This is a genomic window from Paracoccaceae bacterium (assembly GCA_019454225.1).
Taxonomy (GTDB): domain Bacteria; phylum Pseudomonadota; class Alphaproteobacteria; order Rhodobacterales; family Rhodobacteraceae.
Window position 1 is genome coordinate 3,944,850 of sequence record CP075370.1, and the last position, 16,975, is coordinate 3,961,824.

General features: G+C 68.6%; 15 protein-coding genes. 4 read left to right on the forward strand and 11 right to left on the reverse strand.

Translation table 11 applies throughout. The features are described 5' to 3' along the window. Positions 1-3: 3 nt before the first annotated feature. Genes KF887_18775 through clpS form a run of 3 tightly spaced genes read right to left on the reverse strand, consistent with a single transcriptional unit; the run spans position 4 to position 2,157 of the window. On the reverse strand, positions 4-813 hold the full coding sequence (locus KF887_18775; GenBank protein QYK41383.1) for an SDR family oxidoreductase: 810 nt from the start codon (positions 811-813) through the stop codon (positions 4-6). Continuing rightward, a complete protein-coding gene (locus KF887_18780) occupies positions 810-1,817 on the reverse strand; it encodes a class I SAM-dependent methyltransferase (protein ID QYK41384.1) in 1,008 nt (335 codons plus the stop codon). The genes KF887_18775 and KF887_18780 overlap by 4 nt, the downstream gene beginning before the upstream one ends. A 19-nt stretch (positions 1,818-1,836) precedes the next feature. Further along, positions 1,837-2,157 (reverse strand): ATP-dependent Clp protease adapter ClpS, encoded by a 321-nt coding sequence (clpS, locus tag KF887_18785; protein ID QYK43655.1) that lies wholly within the window; start codon positions 2,155-2,157, stop codon positions 1,837-1,839. 147 nt (positions 2,158-2,304) lie between these two features. Here clpS and KF887_18790 point away from each other — a divergent pair, with 147 nt between their 5' ends. Together KF887_18790 and KF887_18795 are read left to right on the forward strand one after the other, a co-directional pair. Continuing rightward, entirely contained in the window at positions 2,305-3,003 is a 699-nt protein-coding gene (locus KF887_18790) for an HAD family hydrolase (GenBank protein ID QYK41385.1), read from the forward strand. Between the two features lie 307 nt (positions 3,004-3,310). Further along, entirely contained in the window at positions 3,311-5,065 is a 1,755-nt protein-coding gene (locus KF887_18795) for a D-alanyl-D-alanine carboxypeptidase (protein ID QYK43656.1), read from the forward strand. Positions 5,066-5,074: 9 nt separating this feature from the next. Here KF887_18795 and KF887_18800 read toward each other — a convergent pair whose 3' ends face one another. Beyond that, on the reverse strand, positions 5,075-5,632 hold the full coding sequence (locus tag KF887_18800; GenBank protein ID QYK41386.1) for a YqgE/AlgH family protein: 558 nt from the start codon (positions 5,630-5,632) through the stop codon (positions 5,075-5,077). 142 nt (positions 5,633-5,774) lie between these two features. Here KF887_18800 and KF887_18805 point away from each other — a divergent pair, with 142 nt between their 5' ends. Continuing rightward, on the forward strand, positions 5,775-6,626 hold the full coding sequence (locus KF887_18805) for a hypothetical protein (GenBank protein QYK41387.1): 852 nt from the start codon (positions 5,775-5,777) through the stop codon (positions 6,624-6,626). A 6-nt stretch (positions 6,627-6,632) separates the two neighbouring features. Here KF887_18805 and KF887_18810 read toward each other — a convergent pair whose 3' ends face one another. From KF887_18810 to KF887_18825, 4 genes are all read right to left on the reverse strand, one after another. After that, positions 6,633-10,046, reverse strand: coding sequence for an efflux RND transporter permease subunit (locus KF887_18810; GenBank protein ID QYK41388.1), 3,414 nt, complete (start codon positions 10,044-10,046; stop codon positions 6,633-6,635). A gap of 3 nt (positions 10,047-10,049) precedes the next feature. Continuing rightward, positions 10,050-11,516 (reverse strand): HlyD family efflux transporter periplasmic adaptor subunit, encoded by a 1,467-nt coding sequence (locus tag KF887_18815; protein QYK41389.1) that lies wholly within the window; start codon positions 11,514-11,516, stop codon positions 10,050-10,052. 148 nt (positions 11,517-11,664) lie between these two features. Beyond that, complete coding sequence (locus KF887_18820; protein QYK41390.1) at positions 11,665-12,594, reverse strand: MBL fold metallo-hydrolase; 930 nt, start codon at positions 12,592-12,594, stop codon at positions 11,665-11,667. Between the two features lie 115 nt (positions 12,595-12,709). After that, positions 12,710-13,129: a metallopeptidase family protein gene (locus KF887_18825; GenBank protein ID QYK41391.1), complete on the reverse strand. Its 420-nt coding sequence runs from the start codon at positions 13,127-13,129 to the stop codon at positions 12,710-12,712. 130 nt (positions 13,130-13,259) lie between these two features. Between KF887_18825 and KF887_18830 the strand changes: the two genes are divergently transcribed. After that, entirely contained in the window at positions 13,260-14,588 is a 1,329-nt protein-coding gene (locus KF887_18830) for a glutamate--tRNA ligase (protein ID QYK41392.1), read from the forward strand. A 4-nt stretch (positions 14,589-14,592) separates the two neighbouring features. Here the strand turns inward: KF887_18830 and KF887_18835 are convergent, their stop codons facing one another. From KF887_18835 to pyrC, 3 genes are read right to left on the reverse strand one after another with little or no spacing between them, the layout of a single operon-like run. Further along, the gene (locus KF887_18835) at positions 14,593-15,090 is read right to left on the reverse strand and encodes a hypothetical protein (protein ID QYK41393.1); all 498 of its coding nucleotides are present in this window, start codon (positions 15,088-15,090) and stop codon (positions 14,593-14,595) included. Then, positions 15,087-15,695: a glycerol-3-phosphate 1-O-acyltransferase PlsY gene (gene plsY, locus KF887_18840; GenBank protein ID QYK41394.1), complete on the reverse strand. Its 609-nt coding sequence runs from the start codon at positions 15,693-15,695 to the stop codon at positions 15,087-15,089. The genes KF887_18835 and plsY overlap by 4 nt, the downstream gene beginning before the upstream one ends. Then, positions 15,695-16,975 carry a dihydroorotase gene (gene pyrC / locus KF887_18845; protein QYK41395.1) on the reverse strand — a complete coding sequence of 427 codons (1,281 nt, stop codon included), beginning with the start codon at positions 16,973-16,975 and terminating at the stop codon, positions 15,695-15,697. Before pyrC ends, plsY begins: the two co-directional genes overlap by 1 nt.

Sequence of the window (16,975 nt, forward strand, 5' to 3'; positions counted from 1 at the left end):
GTGTCAGAACGCGGGCGCCCGGACGGTATCGATAAGCGACCGCCCGCCATCGAGCATCAGGATCTGACCGGTCATGAAGCTCGCCGCGTCCGAGGCAAGATATTGCACCGCTTCCGCAAGTTCCGCCGGGGCGCCGATCCGTCCCATCGGTGTGCCGTCCACGATGGTCTGGCGATAGTCCGGGTGTTCCTTGATCTGCGCCTGCAGGCTGGCGCTCATCACCGAGCCGAAAGCCACGGCATTGACCCGGATGCCCTTGGGCGCGAGGGCAATCGCCATCGTGCGCGTCATCTGCTCGATCGCCGCAGAAGAGATCGAATAGCCCAGCAGCTCGGGTTGGGTACGGCAGGCGGCCAGCGACGACAGATTGATGATCGACCCGATGGAGCCGCCGGAAGTGCCGCTCTTCTCAGCCTGCAGGATCATCCGCCTTGCCGTCACCTGGGTCAGGCGCAGTGCCGACATGAGGTTGTGCTGCAGCATGAGATCGACCGCATCGCCCGACGGATCAAGCGGATCAGACAGACAGAAGGCACGGCTTGCGTTCACCAGTATGTCCACGCGATCGAAAGCGTCGATGGTGGCCGACAGCAGGTTCGCCACCGTCAGCTTTTCCCGCAGGTCGCCGCCGAAGAACCGCAGTGCTCCTTCGCTGCGCGCCTCTTCCCCGCACTCGTTCTCGAGCCGCACCTCGTCGATGTCGGCACACATCACATTGGCGCCCTTGTCGAGGAAATGCCGTGCAACGGCCAGCCCGATCCCGGCGGCGGCACCCGTCACGATCGCGGTCTTGCCCTGGATGGAAAGCGTCATGTCCTGGCCTTTCGGGGAGGGGGAAGGGGTCGGGCCGCCCGGGTCAGCCGGAAGGCCGGGCTGCCGCCGATATCGTCGATCTCGCGGAACAGCGTCGTCAGCAGGGGACCATAGGGCAGATGCCGGTTCGCGACCAGCCAGAGCACGCCATCGGCGGCCAGCATGCCGGCCGCCGCGGACAGAAATGCCGCGCCAAGTGCGGGTTCGGCCCTGCGACCAGCATGAAAGGGCGGGTTCATCACCACCCAGTCTGCCGGGCGGGCCGGTCGGAACCGCATGGCATCCACCCAGTGGAAAGCCGCGCGGGGATCGGTGATGTTGATCCGGGCGCAGGCAAGAGCCGTGTGGTCGGCCTCGACCAGATCAACTGACCGCACACCCCGGCGCGACAGTGCGGCATGCGCCAGATATCCCCAGCCCGCGCCCAGATCGACGCCATGGCCAGGCAGTGCCTCTGGCAGCGCCTCTGCAAGCAAGACCGAGGCCGGGTCCGGACCATCCGCCGAGAACACGCCGGGCAGCGTGGCAAAGCCACCCTCAACCAGACGGATTGCCGGCAGCCAGTCCTCCAGTCCCGGACCGGCGGCAAGGGTGAACAGTCGGCCGTGCGCCTTGGCCAGCGGCTCCGACACCGGCAACCGCGCGCGCAGCTCGCGCAGCGCGGCATCGACCCCGTCGGTCTTCTGCCCGTCCACGGCAACCGTTCCGCCCGGCATCGCAGCCCCCGCCGCCTGCGCGACAAGGGCGCGGGCATGGTCGCGGGCCCGGGGCAGGCAGACAATCGCTGCGGCGAAGGGCGCGACGGGCACCTCTGCCGTCACAGAAAACCCCTGCGCCGCCAGCGCATCGTGTTCGGACCGCATCGTCTGCACCAGCACCAGCCGGTCACGCGGCAGGGAGGACAAATCATCTCCGGACTGCGCATTCAGCACAAGGATGTCCCCGTCCGAGGGCAGGGTCAGGGCGCCGGTTTCCAGCGCAAGGGCGAGTCGGGACGATCGCATGGACGGGCCGCGCCGGGCCCTATTCCTTTTCCATGGTGCATTGCAGCGGATGCTGGTGGCGACGCGAGAAATCCATCACCTGGGCCACCTTGGTTTCCGCCACCTCGAAACTGAACACCCCCACCACGGCCAGTCCCTTCTTGTGGACGGTCAGCATGATCTCGAACGCCTGCGCGTGGGACAGGCCGAAGAACCGTTCCAGCACATGCACGACGAATTCCATCGGCGTGTAGTCATCGTTCAGCAGCAGGACCTTGTACAGCGGCGGACGCTGGGTGCGCGCCTTGGTGCGCGTCGCGACCGACGTGTCGTCCCCGGGCCCGCCCTTGCGGTCGGTCATCGTCATGGGGATCAGCATCGCGGGCGTGCCTTTCGGTCGGGAGTCGGTCGGGATGACAGAGTATATAGCGAAACACCCCACCGCGAAAAGGGGCGCGCCCTTGCCGCATCGCAACGCCCGCGCCATACCTGCGGAAGGGAGATCGGGATGGCCAAGATCACCACCGTCGGCTTCGATGCCGATGACACGCTCTGGCAGAACGAGGCGTTCTTTCGCCTGACGCAGGAACGATTCGCGGCTCTGCTGGCGGACCATGCCGATCCCGACCATCTGGACGCGCGGCTCCTGGCGGCCGAGCGACGCAATCTTGGGCACTACGGCTATGGTGTGAAGGGATTCGTGCTGTCGATGATCGAGACCGCCATCGAGGTGACAGATGGCGCAGTGCCATCGCGGGTGATCGGTGAGTTGCTGGACGCAGGCCGCGACATGCTTGCGCATCCGATCGAATTGCTGCCGCATGCCCGCGCGGCCGTCGAGGCAGCGGCAGCGGACCACCGTGTCGTGCTGATCACCAAGGGCGATCTGCTGGATCAGGAACGCAAGCTGGCGCAGTCCGGCCTGGGCGACCTGTTCCACGCCGTCGAGATCGTCTCGGAAAAGACCCCTGACGTCTATGCGAGGCTGTTCACCCGGCACGGTTCGGGCGCCGGTCGCGCAGCCATGGTCGGCAACTCGCTGAAATCCGACGTGTTGCCGGTGATCGCGGCGGGCGGATGGGGTGTGCATGTGCCCCATGCACTGACCTGGGCAATCGAAAGGGCAGAGCCGCCACAGGACGCGACACGTTTCGCGGCCTTGCCTGATCTGGGCGCGCTTGCGCCATTTCTGGACCGTTTGCGCTAGGGTTCGCGGCGGGCGCCCCTGCACCCCCAATATCTGCCGCAGCAGCTTGGCAACACCCCTCCAGAGATTTCGCCAAGTGCTTGGGCTATATGGGTTTCGCGACACCAAACCCTGTGCTAGCCTCTGCGGCAGCAGAACAAGTGCGTCCGACAAATGATGACGCGCACAGAGGCAGGCAGAAGGAACCGGCGACGTGGCATCGCTCAAGGGGCAGTTGGCCCGCATATTCCTGTTTCTCGCGTTGATCACGGCAATGGCAGCGCTCTCCGCCGTTCCCGGACGATCCGCCCCTTTTGCGGCGCATGTGATGGACGCGCGCACCGGCGAGACGCTGATCGCGAGCAATGCCGATACCCGGCTGCACCCCGCATCCCTGACCAAGATGTTGACGCTCTACATCGCGTTCGATGCAATCCGGCGCGGCGAGATTTCGCTGGACACGATGGTGACCGTGTCCGCGAATGCGGCAGCCAAGCCACCGTCGCGGCTGGGGTTGCGGGCCGGACAGAAGATCGCGCTGCGGCATCTGATCCGGGCAGCGGCGATCAAGTCCGCGAACGATGCGGCCTCGGCCATCGGGGACGCCCTGTCGGGAAACGAGGCGGCCTTTGCCCGGCGGATGGACCGGACGGCGAAGGCCCTCGGCATGAAGAACTCCACGTTCAGGAACGCGAATGGCCTGACGGCAGCGGGCCACCTTTCGACGGCGCGCGACATGTCGATTCTGGGGCGACGCCTGTTCTATGACTTTCCCGAGTACTACAACCTCTTCTCGCGCCAGACGGCCGACGCGGGCGTGGCGCAGGTGTCAAACACGAACAACCGCTTTCTGTCCGGATATCGGGGCGCCGACGGAATCAAGACGGGCTATACCGTTGCAGCGGGCTTCAACCTGACCGCCAGCGCCGAACGTGACGGCAAGCGGCTGATCGCCACGGTGTTCGGTGGCACATCGACCGCGCAGCGCAACGCGAAGATTTCGCAACTGCTGGATCAGGGATTCGCCGCCGCGCCCCGCAACGTGGCCACCCGCAAGCCTGCCCCGGCGCAGATTCCCGCGCCCGAAGCCGCACCCGATCTTGTCGCCGAAGCCGCACCCGCCGATGGCATCCGCGCATCGGCCAAGACGATCCGCCTTGTCACCGCCGTCACCCGTTCAATTCGTCCGCGTCCGCGTCCGAACCCGCAGGATGCTGCGGCGGCAGAACTCGCCGTGGCGTCGCTCAAGTCTTCGATCGCCGATGCCGTCGCCGCCGCCGGCACCGAACCGGAAGCGCCACTGCCCTTCGCCGTCGTGCAGGCCGAAGAGGTGCCACCGACCGCAAGCGCACCGGCTGCAGCGCCCGCTGCCGATGTCGCGCGTACACTCGACAGTTCGACCGACCTGCCCTTCGCGGTCGTCGATGGCGACGTAGCGGCACCTGCCGTGGCGCCGGACATGGATGCCGCACCGATGATCGCCTCGGGCCCGCCCCGCGCGCGGCCCGCCGCGTTGCTTGCCGCACTGGCCCCCGCCCCTGACGCCGCAGCCCCCGAGACGATCGCGGCGGCGCTGCCGGAGCCTTCGCCGGAGAATTTGGTCCCCGAGGTCGTGGCCGCAGCCGTCAACGCCCCGATACGGCCGACAGATGCGGCGGAGGAGCCTGTCACGCCGACCGAGATCGCGCTGTTGTCCGCGCCGGCCGGAATGGCCCGCGGCCCGCTGTCGGATGCCCTGCCCGCGGTGCCCGCACCGCCCCCTGTTGCCGCGTTGCGTCCGGCCCCGGCACCCGACGCCGCACCCCCGCCCGCCGATCCGGTCGTGGTTGTCCGCATCTCGACATCGGGCGGGCGCCACTGGGGCATCTCTCTGGGCCGGTTCTCGTCGCGCGCGGCCGCCGAACGGGCGCTGATGCGGACCAGCCTGTCCGAAGGCCCGTCACTGGGCGACGGGTTGCGCAAGATCGCCGCGACAGGCAAGGGGTTCGATGCCAATATCCTTGGCCTGACCGAGGCGCAGGCAGACCTCGCCTGCCGCCGTCTCACCGCCCGGGCACAGACCTGCACCACCCTGTCGCCTTGATGGCAGACGTCACGCCCGCCCGGCCGCGGCCGAAAGACTGAACGGATCGATTCCCATGCGCCGCAACGCCGCCGCCCAGCGACCCGGCGCATCGCCATCGAACACCAGATCGACCGCCGCTTCCGAGGTCAGCCAGTCGTTTCGCCCGATCTCGGCCTCGATCTGGCCGGGCCCCCACCCCGAATAACCGAGGGCCAGCAGCGCATCGCGCGGGCCCTCCCCCTGGGCAAGCGCAACCAGGATGTCCTGGGTGGCGGTCATGCCGAAACCGCTGACGATCTCCATCGTGCCGTCGCGATTGGTGCCGTAGTCGGGCGAATGCAGCACGAAACCGCGTCCGCGCTCGACCGGGCCACCGAAATGCACACGAATGTCGCGCCCCTTGGGCGCGCGCGGGATCTTCAGCTGGTCCAGAAGCGCGCCGAAGGTCAGCTCCGGTACCGGCTTGTTCACGATCAGGCCCATCGCACCCTCGGGTGAGTGCGCGCAGATCAGGATGACCGACCGCTCGAACCGCGGGTCGCCCATGCCCGGCATCGCGATCAGCAGTTTTCCGGCAAGATCCATCGCCCACCCCTTTGCATCAAGATGGTCCCGCAACCGCCAAGCCTCAAGGGTCAATCGGCGCCGCGTTACGGGAAACGCACGGTGGCGCGAGGTCGCCGCAATGTGATTGCGCGATCCCTGCTGCGGATCGTATGTGCCGGTCATGACCCTTCGCATGATCTGCGGGGCGCTTGCCGCCCTGACCCTTCTTCCTGCCCTTCCGGGCCGACTGTCTGCCGAGCAGACACGTTCGGTATCGATCCCGGCTGCATCCGCGCCGCTTGTGACCGGCGGCCTTCGCACCGGATGGCAGACCACGGACGGCCAGCGGATGGCCGGGCTGGAACTGCGGCTTGCACCGGGCTGGAAGACCTATTGGCGGACGCCCGGCGACGGCGGGATACCGCCGTCCTTCGACTGGTCGGGATCGGAGAACCTGGCATCGGCGCGCGTCCTGTGGCCGCAGCCGCAGGTCTTTCACCTGAACGGCCTGCGCAGCATCGGCTATGTCGGTGATGTCGTGCTGCCGGTCGAGGTGACTCCGCGCGATCCGTCCAGGCCGGTGCGGCTGCGGGCTGCCGTCGATCTGGGCGTGTGCCGCGATGTCTGCGTTCCGGCAGAACTGACGCTGGACGCCCGGCTGGACGGCGCCGGTGCCGCCGATCCGGCGATCCGCGCAGCGCTCGCGGACCGCCCCGCAACCGCGCGCGAGGCGGGGCTTTCGGGCGTCGCCTGCGAGGTCGAACCGATCCGCGACGGCCTGCGCGTCCGCGCCAGCATGACCCTTCCGGCCCGGGCCCGCGGCAAACCTGCCGAGGCAGTCGTCATCGAACCCCCACAGCCGGGAATCTGGGTGTCCGAGGCCGAGGTGACGCGCAAGGGGGACCGGCTGACCGCCGTGGCCGAGATGGTTGATGACAGTGGTTCGCCCTTCGCGCTCGACCGGTCGAGGATCACGTTGACCATACTGGATGCGCGCGGCGCCATCGAACACCCAGGCTGCCCCGCACCGTAATCGGCATCAGCCCCGTGCGCGCGGGCGCAGCACTGCAACCCCGATCACGGCCATGAGCACGGCAACGGCAAGCGTGCCCGCCGCGAACAGCCCGAAGGACGCGGCCAGCGGCGGCAACCCGGCCAGTGCAGGCATGGCATCTGCCAGCCAGGCCGGCAGCGCGCCCGACAGGACGACGGGTGCCATCGTGACCGCGAACAACCCCGCGACGGCCGCCGCCCCCGCCGCGCTTACCATGCCGTGACGGCGCCCGACCCCACCCCGCGCAGTCGCACGGACCGCCCGCCGCAACGCGCGCGACACCGCGCCCGCGTCGGCCTGCGCCGCCATGACTGCGGGCACGACGACCAGCACGATCAGCATTCCGAAGCCCAGCCCGTAGACCAGCGTGATCACCGTAGGCTTGAGAAACAGCGCCTGGCTCGACGTCTCGAACAGCAGCGGAGCCAGGCCGAGCACCGTTGTCAGCGTCGTCAGGAGCACCGGACGCAACCGGTCGGCCACACCGTCGATGATTGCCGGGACAAGCCCGCGACGTCGTGCGTATTCGTCGATCGTCGAGACCAGAACGATGGAGTCATTGATGATGATCCCCACCATCCCGATCAGGCCGACGATCGAGAACATGCTCATCGATATGCCCCAATGCGCGTGCCCCCAGACCGCACCTGTCAGGCCGAAGGGGATGACCGACATCACCACCAGCGGTCGTGTCCAGCTTGCGAAGATCCACGTCAGCGTCAGATAGATGCCCAGCAGGCACAGGATCAGCCCAAGCTGCGCATCACCCAGGAATTCGCGTTCCTGTTCGGCCAGCCCCGTCACACGACTGGCGACGCCGAAGTCTTCCTCGATGCGCGGCAGGATGTCCTGCACCAGTGTCCGCTGCACCTCGTTCGCGCGCGCCGGGTCGTCACCCGAAAGGTCGCCCGAAACGGTGACCACGCGCAGCCCGTTCTCGCGACGGATGGTTGAAAACCCGGACCGCTCGGTCACCGACACGATGTCGGCCAGCGGCACATAGGCACCCTGCGCGGTTCGCATCAGCGTCCGGTCCAGGAAATCGGCCGTCATCTCGCCCGGCGGAAGCTCGACCCGGATGGCGGCCGTCCGCGTGCCATCGGGGAACGTCGCGGCCTCGATGCCGTTCAGCCGCTCGCGCAATGCCCTCCCCAGCGTATCTACCGAGAATCCCAGCGCCTGACCTTGCGGCGTCAGATCAAGGATCAGTTCCTCCTTGTCATAGGCCAGGTTGTCCTCGACCGCAGACACCTCGGGGAAGGGCAGCAGCGCCGACTTCAGGGCCTCTGCCGCCGATTTCAGCACCGCGGCCTCGGCACCATACAGGTCAACCGACAGGGCATCGCCGCCGGGTCCGAAACGGGCGCCGCGAAAGCTCAGCTCCTCCAGCATCGGATGGCTGCGAACCTCTTCCTGCAGAGCTGCCACGAAGACAAAGCTCGAATAGGGCCGGAAGTCGGGCTCGATCAGTTCGATCGAGATACCGCCCAGCAGGTCTGCATCCTTGGCATCCGCCCCCGACAGGCCGCGCCCAGTGCCGCCACCGACCTCGGCCATCATGTAGTCGATGGGGTTGCGCCCGTGCTCGGCTTCCAGCCTCTCGGCCACCGCCCGTGCGGCGCGCTGCACCTCGCGCATCATGGCCAGCGTGTCATCGCGGGTCGCGCCGGGCAACATCGCGAAGTTGCCGTTGACCGATGATTGCTCCGGCGCGTCGAAGAACCGGAACTGCACATCACCCCGGATCAGCGACGCGGCCTGCGTGGCCAGCAGGAACACCGCCCCCGCCATCACCGCATAGCGGGCGCGGATGACAAGCGCGGTGAAGGGGCGCATCGCGTTGTCGCGCAGCCATCGGAACCCCCGGTTCACCTGCCGCGACGGCCAGTCATACCAGGCCTCGCGCGCACTGGCGGCAAGCGCGTGCGCCATGTGGTTGGGCAGGATCAGGAAACACTCGACCAGGCTGGCCAGAAGCACGGCGATGACGGTGAACGGAACGTCGGCGATCATCTCGCCGAACCGGCCGCCAATGACCGTCAGCCCGGCGAATGCAATCACCGTGGTCAGCGTCGATGCGACCACCGGCATCGCCATCCGCCGGGCGGCATTCTCGGCCGCCACGACCGGCGCCTCACCCAGGCGCCTCGCCCGGAAATCGGCGTGTTCGCCCACCACGATGGCGTCGTCCACGACAATGCCCAGCGTGATGATCAGCGCGAAGAGCGAGATCATGTTGATCGTCAGCCCGGCGGCATACATCACGCCCACCGCAGCGAACATCGCCACCGGAATGCCTGCGGCCACCCAGAACGCCGTGCGTGCGTTCAGGAACAGGAAAAGCAGCACCACCACAAGCAGCAAGCCCATCGCGGCATTGTCCAGCAGCAGCGACAGGCGGCCCGAAATCAGTTCGGCGCGGGCGCGCACCAGATCGACCGTCGTGCCAGGAGGCAGGCTGGCCTGCAGTTCAGCGGCAACCCGCTCGACCGTGGCCTGCATCCGGATCGCGTCGCCGGTGTCGGACCGGTCGACGCGCACCGTCACCGCCGGGTTGTCGCCGACAAAGGTCGCGCGCCCGCGGTCCGCGGCTTCGGCGCGCACCTCTGCCACATCGCCCAGCGTCAGTTTCGTGCCGTCGGGGGATGACCGCAGCACGATGGCCTGCAGCGTCTCGACACTGCGGCGCTCGGTTCCGGTGCGAACGCGCGCGGCGCCGTTCGCCACCTCGCCCGCAGGCGAGCTTGACACCTCGGCCGCAATCGCCGCAGCAATCTCGGACATCGTGATGTCGTATCGCATGAGGGCGACCGACGGGACCTCGACCATGATCTGCGGCGCGGCAATACCGCGGATGGTCGTGCGGGTCACTCCTGCCGCGAACAGGCGCGTGACGAATTCATCCGCAAACCTGCCCAGCTGGTCGATCCCGACCGGGCCGGTGATCACAACGTCCGTCACCTGATCGCGCCAGCCTGACCGCTGGACACGCGGCGGATCGGTGTCGTCGGGCAGGTTGGTCACGCCATCGACCGCCGCCTGCACGTCCTCGGCGGCACGGGTCAGGTCCGTGCCGGGCTCGAACTCCAGCGTGATCCGCGCGCTGCCCTCGCTGGACCGCGAGGTCGCCGTGGCCACGCCATCGACCACCAGCAGCACAGGCTCCAGCACCTGCACGATCGCCCGGTCCACATCCTCGGCGCCGGCACCCTGCCACGCGACGGAAACCGAAATCTCGGCCACCACCACATCGGGAAAGAACTGCGCGCGGATACGGGTGGCGGCGGCGATCCCGGCGACGATCATCACGACCAGCAGCAGGTTCGCCAGCGTCCGGTGCCGCACGAAATGCGACAGGAGTCCCCCGGACCGGCCCATGCTTTCGGAATGGTCGCGCATGCGTCAGCCCCCGCCGCGCGCTTCCAGCCGCGATACGAGTGCGGCAGGCACGCGATCCTGCGCAAGCTGGGCCAACACCCGTGCCTTCGCCTCTGCGGACATGCGCGCGTTGCCCTCGACCAGCGCGACAAGGGCAGCGCGGCGTTCGGAGGTCAGATCCACCAGATCGGCGGCAGCCTGCGCCGCCGCACCCCCGGCGGTATCGGGGCGCATCGGGCGTATCCGGATACCCGAACCCAGAAGCGGCGAGCGTTCGGCAACCACCTCGCGCCCGTCCAGTTCGGCAGCCGACACGATGACCAGGTCGTCCTGCCTGCGCAGAAGCGTGACGGGCACGGTCTCCAGCCGGTCCTCCGGCCCCAATGCCAGCACCGCACCATCCGATCCCAGCGCCGTCGCCGGCAGGGCGATGGCACCGTCCAGCGCGGCCTCGTCGATCCGCACCGAAACGAAATCGCCGGGCCGGAACCCGCCGCCCGCGGCCAGTGCCGCAAAGACCTGCCGCCCGGTCTGCCCCTCGCCCACCGCCGCACCGGCGCGCGTCAGCGTGCCGGGTGACACGATCTCGGCGCCCGAGACATCCAGCGTGACGGTCACGGCGGTCTGCCGCAATTCACCCGTCTCGTCGACCAGCCTGACGAACTGGGCGGTCGAAAGGCGGATCGCCACCTCCAGCGAGGTCGGGTCGATGAGTTCGCCCACACGTTCGTTTGACGAAAGGATGCGACCGCGCACGACGCTGACCGCGTTCAGCACACCGTCGAATTCCGCGCGCATTTCGGTTTCCCGCAGCGCGCGTTCCGCCTCGGCCACAGTGATCCGCTGGCGGTCCAGCGCCGTTGCGGCCTGCTCGACACGCGATTCTGCCTGTGCAAGTGCCGCCCGACGCGACACGACGGCCTGATCCGATGCCGAAAGCGCCAGCGCGGCGGTCTCCACCGCCGCCTCGCTGCCCACGCCGCGACCGCGCAGGTCTTGCTGCCGGGCCAGCGCCTGCGCCCGCAGGGCGGCCTGCGCCTGCGCGGCCGCAAGATCGTCGCGCGCCAGTTCCAGCGCACGCGCCGCCTCGCGCGCCTCGCCCTCGCGCTGACGAAGGTCGGATCGCGCAAGATCGCGGGCCGACGTCGCGTCGGCGGGATCAAGACGCCACAGCACCTGTCCCGCGCGAACCGCGGCGCCGTCCTCGAACGGATCGGCCAGGTCCAGAACCGTGCCGGCACGCGGGCTGCGCAGTTCCAGCGTGCGCCGCGACCGGATTTCGCCGAACACCGTCATCGCGGGCGTAACGGTCTCGGCGCGGGCGGTCACGACATTCGCGCTGAACACCCGTTCCCGGGCTGGCGGCGCCGCGGCGCCACCCGCCAACCGGGCCTCGATCGCACTGCGCACCGTCGCTGCGGCGGCGGCCAGAAGGCCCAGCGTCACGGCCAGCAGCACCAGCCCCAGAAGGGATCGTCCGAAGAACCGCATGTCGTCCCGCTTCCTGCCCAGTGACTGCAAGATACCTAACCGCAGCGCGAGGGATCGTGCAGGTGTCTTCTGAGGTAGTTACGCACGGGCGGCGGTTTTCCGGCGCGGCGGCGGGGATTTTTCCGCCACGCCGGATCGCTGCGCCGGATCAGCCGTTCAGCATCATCTGATAGCTGGCCGGGACATAGCGGAACCCGTCACCCTGCGCCTCGACAAACCCCATCGCCGGGAAGGGCATGTGATAGCCGATGAACGGCACCCGGTCGGCGGCCAGCATGCCCAGCACACGCCGGCGGCTTTCCGCGGCCTGCGCCTTGTCCATGTCGAAACGCACCTCCCAGTCAGGCTTGCCGACAGACCAGACGAAGTGATTGGCCAGGTCCGCAATCAGCGCCAGACGCTGTCCTTCGCTTTCCAGCATGTAGGTGAAATGGCCGGGTGTGTGGCCGACGGCGGCCATGGCGGTAATGCCCGAGACCACGGCACCGCCGTCATCGACGAAGGTGGTCTTGTCACTCAGCGGGCGGACGGCCTTGTCAAAGCCTTCGTTGGCCGCGCCCATCCAGTGATTGTGCTCGGCCGACCCCGTCACATACCGGGCGTTGGCGAAGGTCGGCCCGGCGTCACCCATCAGGCCGCCGATGTGGTCGCCATGCATATGGGTCCGCACCACCGTGTCGATCTGGTCGGGCGCATAGCCCGCAGCGCCCAGCGCGCCGGTGATGCCCGCGGGATTCAGGCCCGTGTCGAACAGGACAAGTTCGGACCCGGTGTTCACCACGGTCGGGGTAAAGAAGAACTGCGCCTTGTCGGTCGGAATGAAGTTGGCGGCCGACACCGCATCGAACTCGGCCGGATCGGCGTTCAGGCCGAAGATCTCCTTCGGGTTCTCGACCGTGCGGGTTCCGGCCAGCAGGGCCGTCACTTCGAAGGCGCCCAGCTTGAACCGGTTGAACTGGGGCACCGATGCGCCGAGCATCCCGGCCGATGCAAGGGCGGGGCGGGCCAGCGCGGATGCCAGCGGCGCGGCCGCGGCAGCGGCCAGCAGATGACGGCGGGACAGCATCGGTGTGGGCATGGGTCGGCTCCTCCTCATGGGGTCACGTATGCGTGCGGAAGGATAGCGCGCCAAACCGTGCGGCGATGTGCGATGACGCAACGGTGATGTGCGGCAGCGCGCCGAAACGCCCAGGTCATTCCCACCAGGGATCGATCGCCGCGATATCCTCGTCGGACCATCCGAAGTGATGGGCCAGTTCATGCACCATCACATGCGCGACCAGCGCGGCCAGACCCACGTTCCCCCGATCCACCCATTCGTCCAGGATCGGCCGACGGAACAGCCATATCACGTCGGGCGCCTGCGGCTGGTGGCCCGAGGACTTCTCGGTCAGCGGGATGCCGTCGTAAAGACCGGTCAGGTCAAAGGCATCCTCGATGCCCATGGCATCAAGGATCTCGTCGGAAGGAAACTCCTCGACCCGCAGCGCCACCGAGGTTGCCGGGCTGCGCCAGGGTTCGGGCAGCGCCAGCACCGCATCCCGCGCCAGCGCCTCGATCAGCGCGGCATCGGGCGCGGGCATGTCGGCGGGAAATTCGGGCGCGTCCTGCATGATCGCCGGTATAGGCCGCGCCGCGACGCAACGCCAGCGGCCTGGGCGCCTGCCCCGGGGGCAACAGGCCCGGCAAACTGGACAAGCCCCGGCCGCTGTGGCAGGGCGGTGCGGTCCCGAGGAGCCGCCCATGACCACCGTCACCCGTTTCGCCCCCTCGCCCACCGGCTATATCCACGTGGGCAACCTGCGCACCGCGCTGATGAACTGGGCCATCGCCCGCAAGGCCGGCGGCAGCTTCATCCTGCGGCTGGACGACACCGACCGGGAACGGTCGAAGCAGGCGTATGCCGACGGGATCATGGCCGATCTGGAATGGCTGGGCCTGACCTGGGACCGTGTCGAACGCCAGTCCGACCGGATGGAACGCTATGCCGAGGCGGCGGATGCGCTGCGGGCCGCAGGCCGGTTCTACGAATGTTTCGAGACACCGACCGAACTGGATCTGAAGCGCAAGAAGCTGCTGAACATGGGCCGCCCGCCAGTCTACGACCGCGCGTCGCTGGCCCTGTCGCCGGACGACCGGGCGCGGATGCGTGCCGAGGGGCGCGAGGGCTACTGGCGCTTCCTGCTCGACCAGACACGGATCGAATGGCAGGACGGGATCATTGGCGCCGTCTCGATCGATGCCGGGTCGGTATCGGACCCCGTGCTGATCCGGGCCGATGGGCAGGTTCTCTATACCTTTGCCTCGTCGGTCGACGACATCGACATGGGGGTCACGCATATCGTTCGCGGCGCCGACCATGTGACGAACACGGCGACGCAGATCCAGATCATGCAGGCCATGGGCGGCACCCCGCCGTCCTTTGCCCATCATTCGCTGCTGACCGGCGCCAAGGGCGAGGAACTGTCGAAGCGTCTGGGCACGCTGTCGTTGCGCGACCTGCGGGCGGCGGGGGTCGCGCCTCTGGCGCTGCTGTCGCTGATGGCGCGACTCGGGTCGTCGCAACCGGTGGAACTGGCCGGCAGCCTTGATGAGATCGTCGCGGGGTTCGACCTGGGCAGCTTTGGCACCGCACCCACCAAGTTCGATGCCGAGGATCTGTGGCCGCTGACGCGCGCGCACCTGCAATCGCTGCCCGTCGCGGCGGTAGCAGATCGCATCGCCGCCCTTGGCGTTCCCGCCGATCTGGCCGCGCGGTTCTGGGACGTGGCGCGCGGCAATATCGGCAAGCTCGACGATCTCGCCGACTGGTGGGCCCTGATGCGCGACGGCGCGGCACCGCTGGTCGATGCCGAAGACCGTGATTTCGTGATACAGGCGATGACACTGCTGCCGCCGCGACCCTGGGGTCCGACCGCCTGGCACGACTGGACCGAGGCAGTCAAGGCCGCGACCGGGCGCAAGGGCCGCGGGCTCTATCGGCCGTTGCGGCGTGCGCTGACGGGCCGCGATGCCGGCCCCGAGATGGCCGATCTCATGCCGCTGCTGCAGAAGGTGCCCGCTGCCGGATAACCGGTCATTCGGCGTCGCGTTCGTCGGCACGCGGCGGTGTCGCAACGGTGCGGAACAGGCGGTCGCCCGCATCCCAGACCACCGCCTCTACACAGGGTGAGGCGCCTGCGCCGTCGCAGGCCGATCCGTGGCGGGCGAGCATCAGCACGCGCAGCGGCGGGCGGGTCTCGCCGTCGCTGGCAAACACCACATCGGCCAGCGTCCATGACCCGGCCATGAAGGTGCCCACCCTGTCGCCGACGGCCACGTGCAGCGGCGCGCCACCGCTGCCCCCGCGAAAGCCGAGGTCGGGGCCGCAGAAACCGCCATACTCCCAGACCAGCGCATCATCCGCGCTGCCGTCGCCAGTCAGGTCGACCATCTGCGCGGCGCCCTCATCCAGTTCCAGCACTCCGCCCTCTGACGCGCAGTCGGCCATTGCCGCCGCCGTCGCCAGCGACATCGCATCGGCTGCGGCGCCCCCCGCGGTCAGCATCAGGGTGGCGAAAGCCGCACGGATCATCCCTTCCTCCCGATCTTCGGTTCGGTTCCTGCGCGCAGGCGCGCGATGTTCGCCCGGTGGCGCCAGAACACCAGCACGGCCATGCCCGCCGCCGCCAGGGCAAGCGGCCCCTGCCCCGTGACCAGGGCCACCAGCGGCGCACCCGCCGCCGCCGCCAGCGCGGACAGCGAGGATATGCGGCTTGCCGCCGCCGTCACCAGCCACAGCCCGCAAGCGGCAAGCCCCACCGGCCAGGCCAGCGCCAGCAGCGTTCCGAGGAACGTTGCCACCCCCTTGCCGCCCTGGAACCGCAGCCAGACGGGATAGAGATGGCCGAGGAAGGCCGCAAAGGCCGCCAGCAGCGCAGCCTCCTCGCCGGCCATGGCGCGCGCGACCAGGGCGGCCACGCCACCCTTGGCCGCATCCAGCACCAGCGTCGCGGCCGCGGCCCCCTTGTTTCCGGTCCGCAGAACATTGGTTGCACCGATGTTGCCCGATCCGATCTGGCGCAGGTCGCCCAGCCCCAGCGCGCGGGTGATCACGACACCAAAGGGGATCGACCCGACAAGATAGGCCAACAGCGCAACCAGCGTCAGCGTCACCGGCGAGGCCGCCATGTCAGGCATCAGTCATCCCCCGTCGCATAGACCTGCGCGCCGCCGACAAAGGTGGCATGCACCCGGCCCTCCATCCTGGCACCATCGAACGGAGTATTGCGCGATTTCGACCGCAGGCGAAACCGGTCAAGCACGAAGGGCGCGTCGGGATCGAACAGCACGAGGTCCGCAGGTGCCCCCGTCGCGAGGCGCCCCCCCGGCAACCCGAGGCGCCGCGCAGGGTTCAGCGCCAGCGCGCGGAACAGTCCGGGCAGATCGACCGCGCCCGCGTGATACAGCCGCAACGCACCCGGCAGCAGCGTCTGCAGGCCCACGGCACCCGTTGCGGCCTCCTCGAACGGCAGGCGCTTGTCCTCCTCATCCGCCGGGGTGTGCATCGAACAGATCACGTCGAGCACGCCCTCGGCCACCGCCTGCACCATGGCAAGCCGATCACTCTCGGACCGCAGGGGCGGGGTCAGGCGAAAGAAGGTGCGATAGTCGCCGACATCCAGTTCGTTCAGTGTCAGGTGATGCACCGACACACCCGCCGTCACGTCAAGCCCCGCGGCGCGGGCCCTTTGCAGCGCAGGCAGCGCCCTGGCCGTGGTGATCTGGTCGGCGTGATAGCGGACGCCGGTCATTTCGACCATGCCAAGGTCACGGTCCAGCGCGATGGCCTCGGCCATCGGATGCACCGCAGGCAGGCCGCGCAGTGACGCGAACTTGCCGCTGGTGGCCGATGCGCCGCGGCTCAGGACCGGGTCCTGCGGATGGCCCACAACCAGCGCACCCAGTGACCGCGCATAGGTCATCGCGCGCGCCAGAACCCGGGTATCCTGAACCACATGGAATACGTCGGTGAAGGCCACCGCACCGGCATCCAGCAGGAACCCGATCTCGGTCATCTCGCGCCCGTCGCGCCCCTTGGTCAGCGCCGCCATATGGCGGATGCGCACCGGGCTGGCGGCGGCGGCCCGGCGTGTCACGAACTCCAGTGTCTCGGGGGTGTCGATGGCGGGCAGGGTGTCGGGGCGGGCGACGATGGTCGTGACCCCGCCTGCCGCTGCGGCCAGACCCGCGGAGCGGAAGGATTCGCGGTGCCGCTCGCCCGGCTCGCCGATCTTGACGCCCCAGTCCACGATGCCCGGCGCAAGACAGGCGCCGCGCCCGTCGATCACCTGCGCGCCCTTGGGCGCCTCGCCATCGCGGGCCACGATCACGCCACCCTCGGCGGTCAGGCTGCCTTCGTCGTCGCCGCCTGCCTCCGGGTCGATCAGGCGGATATTGGTGAAATGCAGCAGCGTCAT